The organism is Sphingomonas sp. GW821-FHT03E12 (genome assembly GCF_059420685.1).
Map to the genome: position 1 here is coordinate 533,908 of NZ_JBWKUF010000002.1, position 14,543 is coordinate 548,450.

Consider the following 14,543-nt stretch of genomic DNA (forward strand, 5'->3'; position numbering starts at 1 on the left):
AACCTCCGCTTCACAAACGAAAACCGCCGCTCCGTTTCCGGAGCGGCGGCTTCGTCTTGTCCTGATCGCGAAGGATCAGAAGTCGTAGCTGACGCCGACCTTGAGGCGCCACACCGACGACGACACGTTGATCTGGTTGTCCGACCCGAAGGTCGTCGAACCGGCCGCGCTGGTGATGATGTAGCGGCCCTGCGCGTCCACGCCCGAGGTCGCAGCGATGTCCTGCACGCCGAAGAAGTTGCGGCGGCGCTGAACGTTCCAGTTCTGGTCAAGCAGGTTCAGGAAGTTGTCGACCATCACGAACGCCTTCATGCGATCGTTCTTGCCGAACAGGCGGCCCGGTCCAGGCAGCTCCTGCGAGAAGGTCAGATCCATGTCGAAATACCAGTCGTTGCGGCAGGTATTCCGCGGGATCGTGCTGCCGGCGTACTTCTTGGCGCACTCCAGGCCGTTCACGAAGTTGACGAGGCTCGTCACCGCCGCCGCGTTCGAGGTCGGCGCGATGTTGGGGTCGGTGGCGCCCGTCGGGATGTAGACCAGCGCGTTATCGTTCGTGGTCAGACCGCCATTGGTCGGGTTGAAGATGTTGTTCCCGGTCCAGGTCAGGCTGTACGGACGGCCCGCACGTGCCACGAAGCTCACACCCAGCGACGTGCCGAGATCCGAGAAGAACTCGTTCCGGAAGTTCGCCGAGAAGGTGATGTTGTGGCGGCTCTCATAGAAGCCGGTCGATTCGGCCGGGTTCTGGCGGTCGAACGCAGCGCTCTGGCCATAGTTCGAGCCGGCGGTCGAGTTGTACATGTTCCGGCGGTCATGCGAGTCGGTGTACGCATAGCCGATGTTCACATAGGTCGAACCGCCCTCGGTGATCAGGCCGCCCTCGAAGTGCTTCGACAGCAGGAGCGATGCGATGTGGCTGCGATACCCCTTCTGGTTGGTCAGCATCAGCTCGGCGCCGCGGCTGCCGGTGAAGCAGGCTGCCGTGAGGCCGGTGTAGACCGGCGGAGCGCCCGCATCGACCAGGCGGCCCGAGCAGCCCGTGGCGAGCAGGTCGATCGTGCGATAGATCGGACGGCCGTCGATCGTGTAGCCGTTCAGGCCGTTGCGCGTGTCGATCGCCTGGGCGAGGTCGACCAGCGTGAACGGGTTGCGATACTTGCTGTAGATATAGTCGAGATCGAGGTTCCAGCCGCTGAAGAAGCCGCTCTCGGTCAGATTGAGTTCGGTCTTCAGGCCGATGTTCGCGCGGAACACCGTCGGCATCTTGATGTTCGGATCGATCGACTGGGTATTGCCCTGGCTCGCAGCGGCGGTCGCCTGCCCCGAAGCCTGGATACAGGTCGGCACGCCGGTGAACTTGCCGCCGCTCAGGACGTTGAGGCGCGCGGCACCGCAAGCCGCGGTCGTGCTCTGGCCCGTTCCGAAGGTGCTGCCGTCGTTCTGGAAGGCATTGCCGAACCAGACCAGCGGATCGCCGCCCGAGAAGATGCCGACACCGGCGCGCAGCTGGGTGCGGCCGAACATCCCGTCATTGCCGAAGTCATAGGTGATGGCGGCGCGGGGCAGGATCACCGGATCGACATTGCTGAAGCCGGTCGCGTTCGAGATGCCATAACGGCGCTGGAAGACCGGATTGAAGTCCGGGCGGCCGCCGTCATACCAGTCGACGCGGACGCCGGCGGTGATCTTCAGCGCGTCGGTCGCCTTCCACTCGTCCTGCGCATAGACCGAGAAGATGCTGCGCGAGAACTTGGCGGCGGCGGTGTTGATATCGCCGGTCGGCGTGAAGTTGCCGAACGCACCATAGGTGCAGCCGTTGACCAGGTTGATCGGGGTGGTCGTGGTGGTCGACGAGCAGAGGTTGCCGGTCGCCGGAGGCGTGTTGGGAACCGTACGGCCGCGCGACAGCAGACCGGCGCGCAGGTCGGCGACGCTCTCGAACGCCAGCGTGCCCGTCGCGTTCTGCACGAACAGGTTGAACAGGTCGGCCTGGTTGAGTTCTGCGCCGAACTTGATGCGGTGGTCGCCCATCGTCAGGTTTGCGACCGCGCGGTACTGGCTGATCTTGGTGCGCAGATCGTTGGCCGAGCGCGAGGTGCCCGGGCCGGCCAGGACCGCACCGTCGTTACCCGTCGCATTGTCGATGCCGACGATGATGCGCGGGATCGGGCTGCCCGACTGCGCTTCGCCGCCGCCGACCGGATCCTGACGGTCGGTGATCTCCGACCGTGCATAGCGCAGCTCGGTCGAGAAATTGTCGTTCCACTGCGAGTAGAGACGGCCCGAATAATAGTCGGAGACCGTGCCGCTCAGATAATAGGTGTTGGCGCCGATCGCCTGCGGCGAGCTGCCGGTGAACAGGTCATCCGGACGCACCGTCGACTCCTCGAGCCGCTGATAGGTGCCCTCAAGGCGATGGTTGTCGGTGATCTGCCAGTCGATGCGGCCGAAATAGCGGTCGCTCTTATATTCGCGGCTGGTCACCAGATCGCCGGTGTCGATGCCGTAGCTGGTCTTCAGGACGTCGCGGATCTCGTTGAACTGCGCGAGGCTGATGCCGTTCTGCGGGTTCGCATAGCCGGCGCCGGTGGGGCCGTCGTCCTGCGACTGGCCGGCTTCATGGTGCTCATAGGCACCGAAGATGAACAGGCGGTCCTTGATGATCGGTCCGCCCAGATTCACGCCCCAGCGCTTTTCGGGCTTGATCGGCGCCACGCGGGCACCGGCGACGGTATCGCCGCGCATACCCGAGTCGGAATATTCGAAATAGGCGCCGGCCTTGTACTCGTTCGTGCCCGACTTGGTGACGACGTTGATCGCGCAGCCGGTGAACTGGCCATAGTCGACGTCGAACGGCGCGAACTGGACCTGGGTCTCGCGGATCGCGTCATAGGGCAGCGGGGTCGACGAACGCGCCGAGAAGCCGGTGTCGTTGAGGCCGTAGATGTCGCTCTGCGCAATGCCGTCGACGGTGAAGGTGTTGCCGCGATCGTTGCCGCCAAGGCACGAGATGCGATCCTGGCCCGAGCCGCCGTCGTCGCGGTCGAGGCTGACGCGCGGGTCGATGCGGATCACGTCGCGCACGTCGCGGTTGAAGCTGGGCGCGTTCGCCAGAATCTCGGCGCCGAACGAGGTGCCCGGTCCGACCGCGAGGGTGGTGGCGCGGACGCGGCTGCCGGTGACGACGATTTCGCCGCCGCCCGAGGCGAGCGAGAAGGAAAGGCTGGTGTTGCCCTGAAGCGTCGTGACGATGTCGTTGACGGTCTGGCCTTCATACCCGTCGGCGGTCGTCGCGACGGTGTAGGGGCCGCCGGTGACCAGGCCCGAAGCGCTGAAGGTACCGGAGGCGCCGGTGGTCAGCTTGCGCTCGGCACCGGTGCGCGTGTCGGTGATCGTGACGCTGGCGCCGTTGATCGGTGCGCCGTTCTCATCGGTGATGGTGCCGACGATGCCCGAAGTGATCTGCTGCGCGCTTGCTGCAGCCGGAATCGCGAGCGCGGCCACGGCCGCACCGATGAACAGATGATTTCGCATTAGTGTCCCCTTAGGATCGGCTCGGAAAGCCTGCGCAGCGGTGATTTCACCGTCTTGCGCTGCCCCATGGGGAGGATTCTTTGCGGGATTGTTACAATTGATTCAAGTCCATTGTGCGTTGCAAAAAAGCATCACTCGGGCTTAACCCGCAGAAGCCACGATTTCTGCCCATTGCGCCTCGTCGATCACCGGGATTCCGAGGTCGGCGGCCTTCTTCAGTTTCGATCCGGCGCCCGGTCCGGCGACCACCAGATCGGTTTTTGCCGACACTGAACCCGCGACTCGGGCGCCCAGCGACTCCGCCTGCGCCTTTGCCTCGTCGCGACTCAGGGTCTCGAGGCTGCCGGTGAAGACCACTGTCTTTCCAGTCACTTCCGAGGCACGCGATTCGACGACAAAGGCCGGCGGAGCGACCTGCTCGAGGAGATCGTCCCAGACCGCGCGGTTGTGCGGTTCGTGGAAGAAGTCGGCGAGGGCGTGTCCCACCGCGGCACCGACATTCTCGACGCCGATATGCTCGGCGATTGCCTTGTCGAGCCGGGTGCGGAACTTGGCGTCGGTCTCGCCGATCGCGGGGGTGATGCTTTCGCGCAACGCGATCAGCTCGTCCGCCAGCGCGGCGAGCGCGGGCAGGGTGGCGAAGCGTTTGAGCAGGTCGCGCGCGGTGATCGACCCGATGTGACGGATGCCGAGGCCGAACAGCAGCCGCGCGGCATCGGGGGTCCGCTTCGCCTCGATCGCGGCGAGTAGATTGTCGACCGACTTGTCCTTCCACCCTTCGCGGCCGAGCAGATCGTCGCGGTGCGTGCGCAAGCGGAAGATGTCGGCGGGCTCGGCGATCCAGCCGAGGTCGAGGAACTCGACGATCGATTTCTCGCCCAGACCCTCGATATCCAGCGCGCCGCGGCTGACGAAATGGCGCAGCCGTTCCTGTCGCTGGGCGGGGCAGATCAGGCCGCCGGTGCAGCGATAATCGACCTCGCCCTCCTCGCGCGTCGCTTCGGATTGGCAGATCGGGCAGTGAGTCGGGAAGGCGTAGGGGTCGCGCGCCTCGTCCCGTGTGAGGTTCTCGACGATCTGCGGGATCACATCGCCGGCACGCTGAAGCAGCACGCGGTCGCCCGGACGCACGCCGAGCCGTTCGATCTCGTCGGCATTGTGCAGCGTGGCGTTTGTCACCGTGACGCCGCCGACGGTCACCGGTTCGAGCCGGGCGACGGGGGTGAGCTTGCCGGTGCGGCCGACCTGGATGTCGATATCGCGCAGCGTCGTCTCCGCGCGCTCGGCGGGGAATTTATGCGCGATCGCCCAGCGCGGTGCGCGGCCGACGCTGCCAAGGCGTGCCTGCCAGTCGAGCCGGTCGACCTTGTAGACCACGCCGTCGATGTCGAAGGGCAGGTCGGCGCGCAATTTCTCGATCTTGCGATATTGCGCCAGTGCGGGTTCGACCTGCACACAGTCGACGAACAGCGGGTGGAGCGGGAAGCCCCAGCTTTCGATCGCTTTCATCACCGCGAACTGCGTGTCGCCCGGAAGCGCCGAGGTCTCGCCCCAGCCATGGGCAAGGAAGCGCAGCGGGCGGGAGGCGGTGACCAGAGGGTCCTTCTGGCGCAGCGATCCGGCAGCGGCGTTGCGCGGGTTGGCGAATTGGCGCGCTTCCTTGCCGCTCTCCTCCGCCTCGGCCGCGAGCCGGGCGTTCAGGGCGAAGAAGTCGTCCTTGGCCATATAGACCTCGCCGCGCACCTCGAACACATCGGGCGCGCCGGCAGGGAGCTCGACCGGGATGTCGGTGATGTTCAGCACGTTGGGCGTGACATTCTCGCCGACCTGACCGTCGCCGCGGGTGGCAGCGAGGACGAGCTTGCGGTTCTCGTAGCGCAGCGAGCAGGACAGGCCGTCGATCTTGGGTTCGGCGGTGAGCGCGACGCGATCGTCCTCGCCGAGCTTGAGGAAGCGCCGGACGCGCAGCACGAACTCGATCACGTCCTCGTCGGAGAAGGCGTTGTCGAGGCTCATCATCGCCTGGGCGTGGCGGACCTTGGCCAGGTTCCCCGCAGGGGCGGCGCCGACCAGCCTGGAAGGGGAGTCGTCGCGGACGAGGTGCGGAAAGGCTGCCTCAATCGCGGTGTTGCGCCGCATCAGCGCGTCATAATCGGCGTCGCTGATCTCCGGCGCGTCGTCGGTATGGTAGAGCCGGTTGTGGCGCGCGATCTCGCTCGCCAGCGTTTCGAGTTCAGCGGCGGCGTCGATATCGGTGGCGGGGAGCTTGGTCATGCGTTCTCGCTAAGCCCGAGGCTCAATCTCTGCAACGGCCACTGCGCGCGCCCGATCGTCACCCCGGACTTGTTCCGGGGGCCACCGGGCGGCGGGCGCTGACGCACGAGGCTCCAGCGAAGTGCCGAGCGGCGAAGTGGACCCCGGCACAAGGCCGGGGTGACAGGAATGTCCGCGTTACTTCACCTTCAACTGATCCAGGGCGAAGGCGAGATATTCTGCTTGTTCGCGATACCGCTCGAAGCGGCCCGACTTGCCGCCATGCCCAGCCTCCATGTTGACACGGAACAGCAGCGGATTGGGATCGGTCTTCAGCGTGCGGAGCCGCGCGACATATTTGGCGGGCTCATAATATTGTACCTGGCTGTCCCACAGGCCGGTGCCGACGAAGATCGCCGGATAGGCCTTCCGCTTCAGCTGATCATAGGGCGAGTAGGAGAGCATATAGTCGTAGCTCGCCTTGTTCTCCGGATTGCCCCATTCGTCATATTCGCCGGTGGTGAGCGGGATGGTCGGGTCGAGCATCGTCGTCACGACATCGACGAAGGGGACAAGGCTGATGACCGCGCCATAATCCTGCGGCGCGATGTTGGTAATGCCGCCCATCAGCAGCCCGCCGGCGCTGCCGCCCATCGCGGCGACGCGGCCCTTCTTCGCATAGCCCTGTTTCACCAGATATTCGGTGACGTCGACGAAGTCGGTGAAGCTGTTCTTCTTGTTGAACATCCGCCCGCCGTCATACCATTTGCGGCCCATTTCCTGCCCGCCGCGGATATGCGCGATGGCGTAGACCATGCCGCGGTCGAGCAGGCTGGGGATCATCGGCGAGAAGCCGGGATCGGTCGAATTGCCGTAGCTGCCATAGGCATATTGGAACAGTGCGGCGCTGCCGTCCTTCCTGAACCCCTTGGCATAGACCAGGCTGACCGGAACCCTGGTGCCATCGCGCGCGGCCGCCCAGACGCGCTCGGTGACATATTTCGACTTGTCGTAGCCGGGGACGGGGTTGACCTTGAGCGTCCTGCGCTCGCCGGTCTTCATGTTCGCCTCGATCGTGGTCGTGGGCGTCGTCAGCGAGTTGTAGGTATAGCGGACCCAGTCGGTGCCGGTCTCCGCATTGGTGCTGAGCCCCATGCTGTACGCCGGCTCGTCGGCTTCGACGAAGCTCGACTTGCCGTCATTGCCCAGCAGCCGCAGCCGCTTGTTGCCGCCCGACCGCTCCTCGATCGCCAGATAGTTGTCGAAGGGCTGGACGTTCTCGATGAAGACGTCGGCGCTATGCGGGACGATGTCCTTCCACGCGGCCTTGCCCGCACCGGTCGCGCTGTCGGGCACGGTCATCAGGCGATAATTCGGCGCCTGCCAGTTGGTGCGGATCACCCAGCGGTTGCCGACATGGTCCGCGCCATAAAGGAAGTCGCGTTCGCGCGGCGCGATCACGGTGAAGGTCGCGGGATTGTCGACCGGCGCGCAGCGCTGCTCGTCGCTGATGGTCTTGCCCGAATAGATGCAGATGAACTTCTCCGAACTGGTCGCGCCGATGCCGAGCGAGAAGGTGTCGTCCTTCTCCTCATAGACCAGCCGGTCCTGGCTGACCGGCGTGCCCAGCACATGCGCCTTCACCCGCTTGCCGAGCAGGGTGACGGGATCCTTCTCGATATAGAAGATCGTCTTGTTGTCGCCTGCCCAGGCGAAGCCTGGCTGTGCGTTGGGGATCTCGTCGGCGAGCGTCTGGCCGGTGGTCAGGTCCTTGACCTTGAGGATGTACTGGCGGCGGCCGACCTTGTCCTCGGCATAGGCGAGCAGGCGGTTGTCGGGGCTGACCTGGCGGCCGCCGATCTGGAAGAAGTTCGCGCCCTTGGCCATTTCCGGCTGGTTGAGGATGATCTCCTCCGCCGCGTCCATGCTGCCCTTCTTGCGCGCGACGATCGCATAGTTTCCGCCGGTCTCGAAGCGCGTGTAGTACCAGTATCCGTTGTCGAGATAGGGAACGCTGCTGTCATCCTGTTTGATGCGGCCGACGATCTCCTTGTACAGCGCCTCCTGCACCGGCTTGGTCGGCGCCATCACCGCATCCGCATAGGCGTTCTCGGCCTTGAGATAGGCCAGCATTTCCGGGTTCTTCCGCGTATCGTCGCGCAGCCAGTAATATTCGTCTTCGCGGCTCGCGCCGAACGGGGCCTTCACCTGATGCGGCTTCTTCGCCGCGACGGGGGGCTTGGGGGCATCCTGCGCAAGCGCCGGTGCGGCAGTGGTGGCGAGGCTGACGATCAGTGCGCGGCGAAGCCAGCGGGACATGCGATTCTCCCTGAGGTTATGTTGTTACATCTGCGACGAAGCGCGCGCGCTGACAAGCCAAAGCGATTGAACAGGCCAGCCGCCGCCGCGTAGACTGACGTCGCAACAGAACAGAAAGTCCGCCGTGTCCCTACGCCTTGCCGCCGCCACGCTCCTGCTCGCCGCGCCCGCGGCCGCCCAGACCGTAACCGATGTCAGCTCCGGCAACATCGTTGACACGGTCCGCACCCTCGCTTCGGATCAGTTTCAGGGGCGTGCGCCCGGCACGATCGGTGAAGAGCGCACGGTCGGCTATCTGATCGGCCGGCTGCAGGCGTTGGGGCTTGAGCCGGCGGGCAAGGACGGCGGCTGGACGCAGCCCGTTCCGCTGCTCCACACGATGCTCGGCACCCCGACGAAGCTCGCCTTCGGTGGCAAGGCGAGCACGCCGCTCGTTCAGGGCACCGATATCTATGTCTCGACGCTTCAGCCGAAGGACGCCGTTGCGATCTCCGGCGCGCCGCTGGTGTTCGTGGGCTATGGCGTGAACGCGCCCGAGCGCGGCTGGGACGATTTCAAGGGTGCCGACCTCAAGGGCAAGGTCGTGGTGATCCTGGTCAACGATCCTGATTTTGCGGCGACGGCGGGTGAACCGGTTGCGGGCAAGTTCGGCGGCCGCACGATGACCTATTATGGCCGCTGGTCCTACAAGTTCGAGGAAGCGGCGCGGCAGGGCGCGGTCGCGGCGCTGATCGTCCACGATACCGACGCCGCCGGCTATGGCTGGAACGTCGTCAAGAGCCCCGGCGGCGAGAATTACGGCCTGGTCGTCCCGCCCGAGAAAGTCACCAGCCTCGCGCTGCAGGGGTGGATCGCGCACGACGTCGCCGACAAATTGTTCGCAGGCGCGGGGCTCGACCTCGCCAAGCTCCGCACCGCCGCCCGGCGCAGCGATTTCCGCCCGGTCGAACTGGGCGGCGTGACGCTCGAGGCTGCGATCCCGGTGACGCACAAAATGGTGCAGAGCCAGAATGTGCTCGCGAAGATATCCGGTGCGAAACGCCCGGCTGAGGCCGTCATGTACGGTGCTCATTGGGATGCCTATGGCGCGGGCAAGCCCGACGAACTGGGCCGCATCTATCGCGCGGGTGCCAATGACGATGCGCTGGGCGTCGCCGGGCTGTTCGAGATCGCCCGGCTGTTCAAGGCCGCGCCGCCGCCCGACCGTTCGGTCCTCTTCGCCTTCTGGACCGCCGAGGAGCGCGGGCTGCTGGGGTCTGAGGCCTATGCGCAGGATCCCATCTTCCCGGTCGAAACCACCGTCGCCAATCTCGGCCTCGACATTTTGCAGACCGCCGGCAAGGCGAAGGACGTGATCCTGGTTGGCAAGGGGCAGGGGACGCTTGAGGACGATCTCGCCCGTTTCGCCGCGAAACAGGGGCGCACAGTCTCCGTCGAAAGCCTGCCCGAACGCGGCCTCTTCTACCGCGCCGACCATTTCAGCATGGCGAAGCGCGGCGTGCCCGTACTGCTGATGATGGGTATCGCCGGCGCCTCCGACCTCGTCGCCGGCGGCAAGGAAGCGGGTCAGAAGTGGGTCGATGATTATACCGGCAAATGCTACCATCAGGCCTGCGATGCCTGGAGCGAGAGCTGGAATCTCGACGGCGCGGTTCAGGACATTGAGGTCTTCTACAGGATCGGCGACGAGCTCGCCCGTTCGGCCAGATGGCCGCAGTGGAAGCCGGGCAGCGAATTCAAGACGATCCGCGACCGAAGCGGCGCCACGCGCAAATAGGCCTATGCCACCGCTGACCTGAAGCGACCTTACGACGCCGCTTGAGCGGCGGCCTGCCGCGATGATATGCAGCGCGCCTCCGGGGAGGGGATGGGTGGACGAAGATCGCTCGCGTGCGCCGCTGCGCCGCTATGAAACGACGCTGGACCGGGTGGGCTTCGCGCTCGCCACGGGCGGGGCGTTGGGCGGTGTGCTGGTGGTGCTGCTCGTCCTCGCGGGCGGGCAGGCGAACGCGACGGCGCTGCTCGCGGCGTGGGCGCTGGGCGCGCTGTTCGTGACGCTCGGCATCGCTGCGGTGGCAGCGCCTTTGTGGCTCGGATTTCATGTGATGGGCTGGCGCAAGCCCTGGCACGCCGCGGCGCTGGGCGCGGCGCTGGCGATGGTCGTGTTCGTCGCCGCGCAGACCCATGGCTTCGGCCTGTTCGATGCTGCGCCAAGCGACGGGCGGGTCGCGTTGTTCCGCTGGCTGAGCGCAACCGCGACCAGTGCGCTGATCGCACTGGCCGCGGCTGGAATTGCGCTGGCGATGTGGCGTGTGGCCTATCGCCCTGCGGATGAGGGGGGCTAGCTCAGCCCCTGAATCAGCCCTTGGTCTGGGCGGTACATTCGCCCACGCGCTTGCCGATGACCTGGGTCTTCATCTTCATCGTGCCGGTCGGCCCGCCGGAGATTTCGGTGTCGCTGGCCAGCTCATAGGCGGCGCTGCCGATCGTGCCGGTGGTCGTCGCCTTGATCTCGCCGGCGCCGGCCTGCGGCTTGCAGGTCATCACCGCGTTGAGCTTGCCGTCAGCCAGTTCGTAGCTGTCGTAGACGCAGCCACCGCCGGCCTTGCCGCCGAACATCTCGCTGGGCGGCTTGCTGACCATCTCGGGGGTCAGGCAGGTCTCCATGGTGGTTTCGGATGACTTGGCCATTTGCTGGCCCATCGCATCGGCCTGAGCCTTGGGCAGGCCGGGCATCTCGACCGAGACGAACTTGATCTGGGTCTGCCACTGGCCGGGCTGCATCTTCACGGCATCCTGAGTCGCCTTGGCGACATCGGCGACCGAGACATTCTCTCCCTTCACGGCGGGTTGGCCGCCGCCGCAAGCGGCGAGGGCGAAGGGGCAAAGCAACAACAGCGGGGTAAAACGGGACATAATTGGCTCCTGCTTCGTTACGCTTGGGGCACGGCCCGTTGCGCATAACGCATGCAGAACAAAGTTTGTCAACAATGTGGCGGATTGTGCCGCATTTTGGACATATTTTACCTTCCAACGCCTGCGTGACAGTTGAAGATGGAACTTCGCACAAATATCGTGATGCCTCATGGGTTAACCCCTATCCTCCGGCGATCATCTCATGAGTCGGTGTGGGGGACTGCGCGCGAATGTGGCGGAACGCTAATAGATTCATCTTGTGGATTCCCGCCTCTATAGCAGGTGCGTATGCTACCGTTATTGGCTTACTCGCTGCTAGCTCTGAGGCTGGAAACCCGATTGCAAAAGTATGGCTTGATAGCCAGTTCATCATGCTGCGTGGTATGTGGCACGCGGAGTACTTGTATTACTGGGTGTTCGGGTTGGTATTGCTGTGGTTCGCCGCTTTTTTATGGATAGACTACGAGGCGTCTCATACTAAAGACGCACGCTCGATTTTATCCGTCTGGGATAACCTCGCGCCCACAGCAAAAGCAGCTGCCGTGGCTGAACAAAATCGCGTAGCTGCCCGGTCTCAACTCGTTCGAGTTTCCCCACCGGCACGTGTTCCAGCCTCACAGGGCATCGCGTATATTGTGCTCCGCAAGTGGGGGAAAACCCTGGATGACGCGGCGACGTCCCTTCCGGGGCATCAGGGCTTGTTGAAGGTGCTGAATGAGTTTGAGCAGGGGGCCCATGATGGGAGGATTTCAGTGTGGGGGAAGGTGCAGGAGAGTGGTCTCTCCGCTTCGCCATTAGAAACCAACGTACCGGCCGAACATTGGCAGACGCACCGACTGAACTACTTGCCCACGCACCTTCTGTCAGCGCAAACGGAAGCGCGGCTCTCGAGGCACAAGGGTGATCCTATCTATACAGAATTGCGTGTGAACCGCGCAGAGTTCGAGAGCGAGTGGCCGCGCGCGTGAGAATGCCAAATGCGCCCGTCCGCTAGGTAGCTATCAGCTTAAGCGTTCTTTATTTGTTCTGTATGTTGTGCTATGCGAAGTCGAGGGACTGGCGCGCATATGCAAAATTCTACTGATCATGATTCGTGGCTTGCGCTGACAATCGCGTCGCGTGCCAGGCACGCCCGCGTCTCGATCATGCCACTTCCTGTTGCCAACCTGTCGCGTCCCTCTCCCTCCCTCCCTCTCTCTCTCTCTCTCTCTCTCTCCGGGAACGCCGTGAAAAACCCCTCATTTCCGTCAGCATTGTCAACCGGCTGTCAACTTGACCCGATTGCACCCCCATCCGAAGGCCCCATATTCGCGCCATGACGATTCAGATCCGCACCAGCCTTGCCGAGCCTGAGACCGGTCCCGGCTTCGTCCCGCATCGTCCCAACCGGCCCGAGAAGAGCGAGGGCGGGAAGGCGTTCAGGCTGGTCAGCGAGTACACCGCTTCGGGCGATCAGCCGGGTGCGATCGCCGAGCTGACCGAGGCGGCGCTGGCGGGGGAACGCGATCAGGTGCTGCTCGGCGTCACCGGCTCGGGCAAGACCTTCACGATGGCGAGCGTCATCAACAATCTTCAGCGCCCTGCGCTGATCCTCGCGCCCAACAAGATCCTCGCCGCGCAGCTCTATGGCGAGTTCAAGAGCTTCTTCCCCGAGAACGCGGTCGAATATTTCGTCAGCTATTACGACTATTACCAGCCCGAGGCCTATGTGCCGCGGTCGGACACGTACATCGAGAAGGAAAGCTCGGTGAACGAGGCGATCGACCGGATGCGCCACTCGGCCACCCGTTCGCTGCTCGAACGCGATGACGTGATCATCGTCGCCTCGGTCTCTTGCCTCTACGGTATCGGCTCGGTCGAGACCTATTCGGCGATGATCTTCGACCTGAAGAAGGGCCAGGTCGCCGACCAGCGCGAGATCATCCGCAAGCTCGTCGCGCTCCAGTACAAGCGCAACGATGCGGCGTTCAATCGCGGCAATTTCCGCGTGCGCGGCGACAGTCTCGAAATCTTCCCGTCGCACTATGAGGATACCGCCTGGCGGATCAGCTTCTTCGGCGACGATATCGAGGAGATTACCGAGTTCGACCCGCTGACCGGGGCCAAAGTCGCGAACCTCGATTACATTCGCGTCTATGCCAACTCGCACCACGTCACGCCCGGGCCGACGCTCAAACAGGCGATGGAGGCGATCAAGCATGAGCTCGCCGAGCGGCTCAAGGAACTGCATGCCGAAGGCAAATTGCTCGAGGCGCAGCGGCTGGAGCAGCGCACCCATTTCGATCTGGAGATGATCGCCGCGACCGGCAGCTGCGCCGGGATCGAGAATTACAGCCGCTTCCTCACCGGCCGTCTGCCCGGCGAGCCGCCGCCCACTTTGTTCGAATATCTGCCCGAGAATGCGCTGCTGTTCGTCGACGAGAGCCACCAGACGGTGCCGCAGATCGGCGCGATGGCGCGCGGCGACCACCGCCGCAAGATCACGCTGGCCGAATATGGCTTCCGCCTGCCGAGCTGCATCGACAACCGCCCGCTGCGCTTCAACGAATGGGATGCGATGCGGCCCCAGACCGTCAGCGTCTCGGCCACGCCGGGCGGGTGGGAGATGGACCAGACCGGCGGGGTGTTCAGCGAGCAGGTGATCCGCCCCACGGGCCTGATCGACCCGCCGGTCGAGATCAAGCCGGTCGAGGAGCAGGTGCAGGACCTGATCGTCGAGTGCCGCAAGACCGCAGAGCTGGGCTACCGCACCCTCGTCACCACGCTGACCAAGCGGATGGCCGAGGACTTGACCGAATATATGCACGAGGCGGGGATCAAGGTCCGCTACATGCACTCCGACGTCGAGACGCTCGAGCGTATCGAGCTGATCCGCGACCTGCGGCTTGGCGTGTACGACGTGCTGATCGGGATCAACCTTCTGCGCGAGGGCCTGGATATCCCCGAGTGCGGGCTGGTCGCGATCCTCGACGCGGACAAGGAGGGGTTCCTGCGTTCGGAGACGTCGCTGATCCAGACGATCGGCCGCGCCGCGCGCAACGTCGAGGGCCGGGTGATCCTCTATGCCGATCGCATCACCGGCAGCATGGAGCGCGCGCTCAACGAAACCAGCCGCCGCCGGGAGAAGCAGCAGGCCTATAATGCCGAGCACGGCATCACGCCGACGACGATCAAGCGCAACATCGGCGACATCATCGCGCACGTCGCGTCGAAGGATCAGGTGACGGTAGAGATCGAGGATGGCCCCGCGCACATGGTCGGCCACAATCTCCGCGCCTATATCGAGGAACTGGAGAAGAAGATGCGCGACGCCGCCGCGAACCTCGAATTCGAGGAAGCCGGCCGCCTGCGCGACGAGATCCGGTCGCTCGAGGCCGAGGAGCTGGGCCTGCCGCACGACCAGCACCGCGCGCCGGTGATGGGCCGCAGCAACGAGGGCAAGCCCGGCACACGCAAGGGCAAGTACGGCAAGGTGCAGCGCAAGTGGGGCGGGGGACGGCGCTGAAGCGCACCGGCGGTTG

The 14,543-nt window shown here is 64.5% G+C and carries 8 protein-coding genes; 4 read left to right on the top strand and 4 right to left on the bottom strand.

The window, feature by feature from the left end:
• Positions 1–75: 75 nt before the first annotated feature.
• The 3 genes from AC07TU_RS08155 to AC07TU_RS08165 form a co-directional block, all read right to left on the bottom strand.
• Entirely contained in the window at positions 76–3,534 is a 3,459-nt protein-coding gene (locus AC07TU_RS08155; protein ID WP_495187401.1) for a TonB-dependent receptor, read from the bottom strand.
• Positions 3,535–3,675: 141 nt separating this feature from the next.
• Entirely contained in the window at positions 3,676–5,808 is a 2,133-nt protein-coding gene (gene ligA, locus AC07TU_RS08160) for an NAD-dependent DNA ligase LigA (protein ID WP_495187402.1), read from the bottom strand.
• Positions 5,809–5,985: 177 nt separating this feature from the next.
• Positions 5,986–8,106 carry a S9 family peptidase gene (locus AC07TU_RS08165; RefSeq protein ID WP_495187403.1) on the bottom strand — a complete coding sequence of 707 codons (2,121 nt, stop codon included), beginning with the start codon at positions 8,104–8,106 and terminating at the stop codon, positions 5,986–5,988.
• A 124-nt stretch (positions 8,107–8,230) separates the two neighbouring features.
• On the opposite strand from AC07TU_RS08165, the gene AC07TU_RS08170 reads away from it, so the two are divergent.
• Positions 8,231–9,883 (top strand): M28 family metallopeptidase, encoded by a 1,653-nt coding sequence (locus AC07TU_RS08170; RefSeq protein ID WP_495187404.1) that lies wholly within the window; start codon positions 8,231–8,233, stop codon positions 9,881–9,883.
• Between the two features lie 94 nt (positions 9,884–9,977).
• Complete coding sequence (locus tag AC07TU_RS08175) at positions 9,978–10,451, top strand: hypothetical protein (protein WP_495187405.1); 474 nt, start codon at positions 9,978–9,980, stop codon at positions 10,449–10,451.
• A gap of 13 nt (positions 10,452–10,464) precedes the next feature.
• Here the strand turns inward: AC07TU_RS08175 and AC07TU_RS08180 are convergent, their stop codons facing one another.
• Positions 10,465–11,022: a DUF3617 domain-containing protein gene (locus AC07TU_RS08180; RefSeq protein ID WP_495187406.1), complete on the bottom strand. Its 558-nt coding sequence runs from the start codon at positions 11,020–11,022 to the stop codon at positions 10,465–10,467.
• A gap of 257 nt (positions 11,023–11,279) precedes the next feature.
• Between AC07TU_RS08180 and AC07TU_RS08185 the strand changes: the two genes are divergently transcribed.
• Positions 11,280–11,990, top strand: a complete 711-nt coding sequence (locus tag AC07TU_RS08185) for a hypothetical protein (RefSeq protein ID WP_495187407.1) — start codon at positions 11,280–11,282, stop codon at positions 11,988–11,990.
• Between the two features lie 347 nt (positions 11,991–12,337).
• Positions 12,338–14,527: an excinuclease ABC subunit UvrB gene (uvrB, locus tag AC07TU_RS08190; RefSeq protein ID WP_495187408.1), complete on the top strand. Its 2,190-nt coding sequence runs from the start codon at positions 12,338–12,340 to the stop codon at positions 14,525–14,527.
• Positions 14,528–14,543 lie beyond the last annotated feature (16 nt).

Coding starts and splice junctions, on each gene's coding strand:
- AC07TU_RS08165 (WP_495187403.1), bottom strand. CDS start 8,106: ATGTCCCGCTGGCTTCGCCGCGCACTGATCGTCAGCCTCGCCACCACT.
- AC07TU_RS08155 (WP_495187401.1), bottom strand. CDS start 3,534: ATGCGAAATCATCTGTTCATCGGTGCGGCCGTGGCCGCGCTCGCGATT.
- AC07TU_RS08180 (WP_495187406.1), bottom strand. CDS start 11,022: ATGTCCCGTTTTACCCCGCTGTTGTTGCTTTGCCCCTTCGCCCTCGCC.
- uvrB (WP_495187408.1), top strand. CDS start 12,338: ATGACGATTCAGATCCGCACCAGCCTTGCCGAGCCTGAGACCGGTCCC.
- ligA (WP_495187402.1), bottom strand. CDS start 5,808: ATGACCAAGCTCCCCGCCACCGATATCGACGCCGCCGCTGAACTCGAA.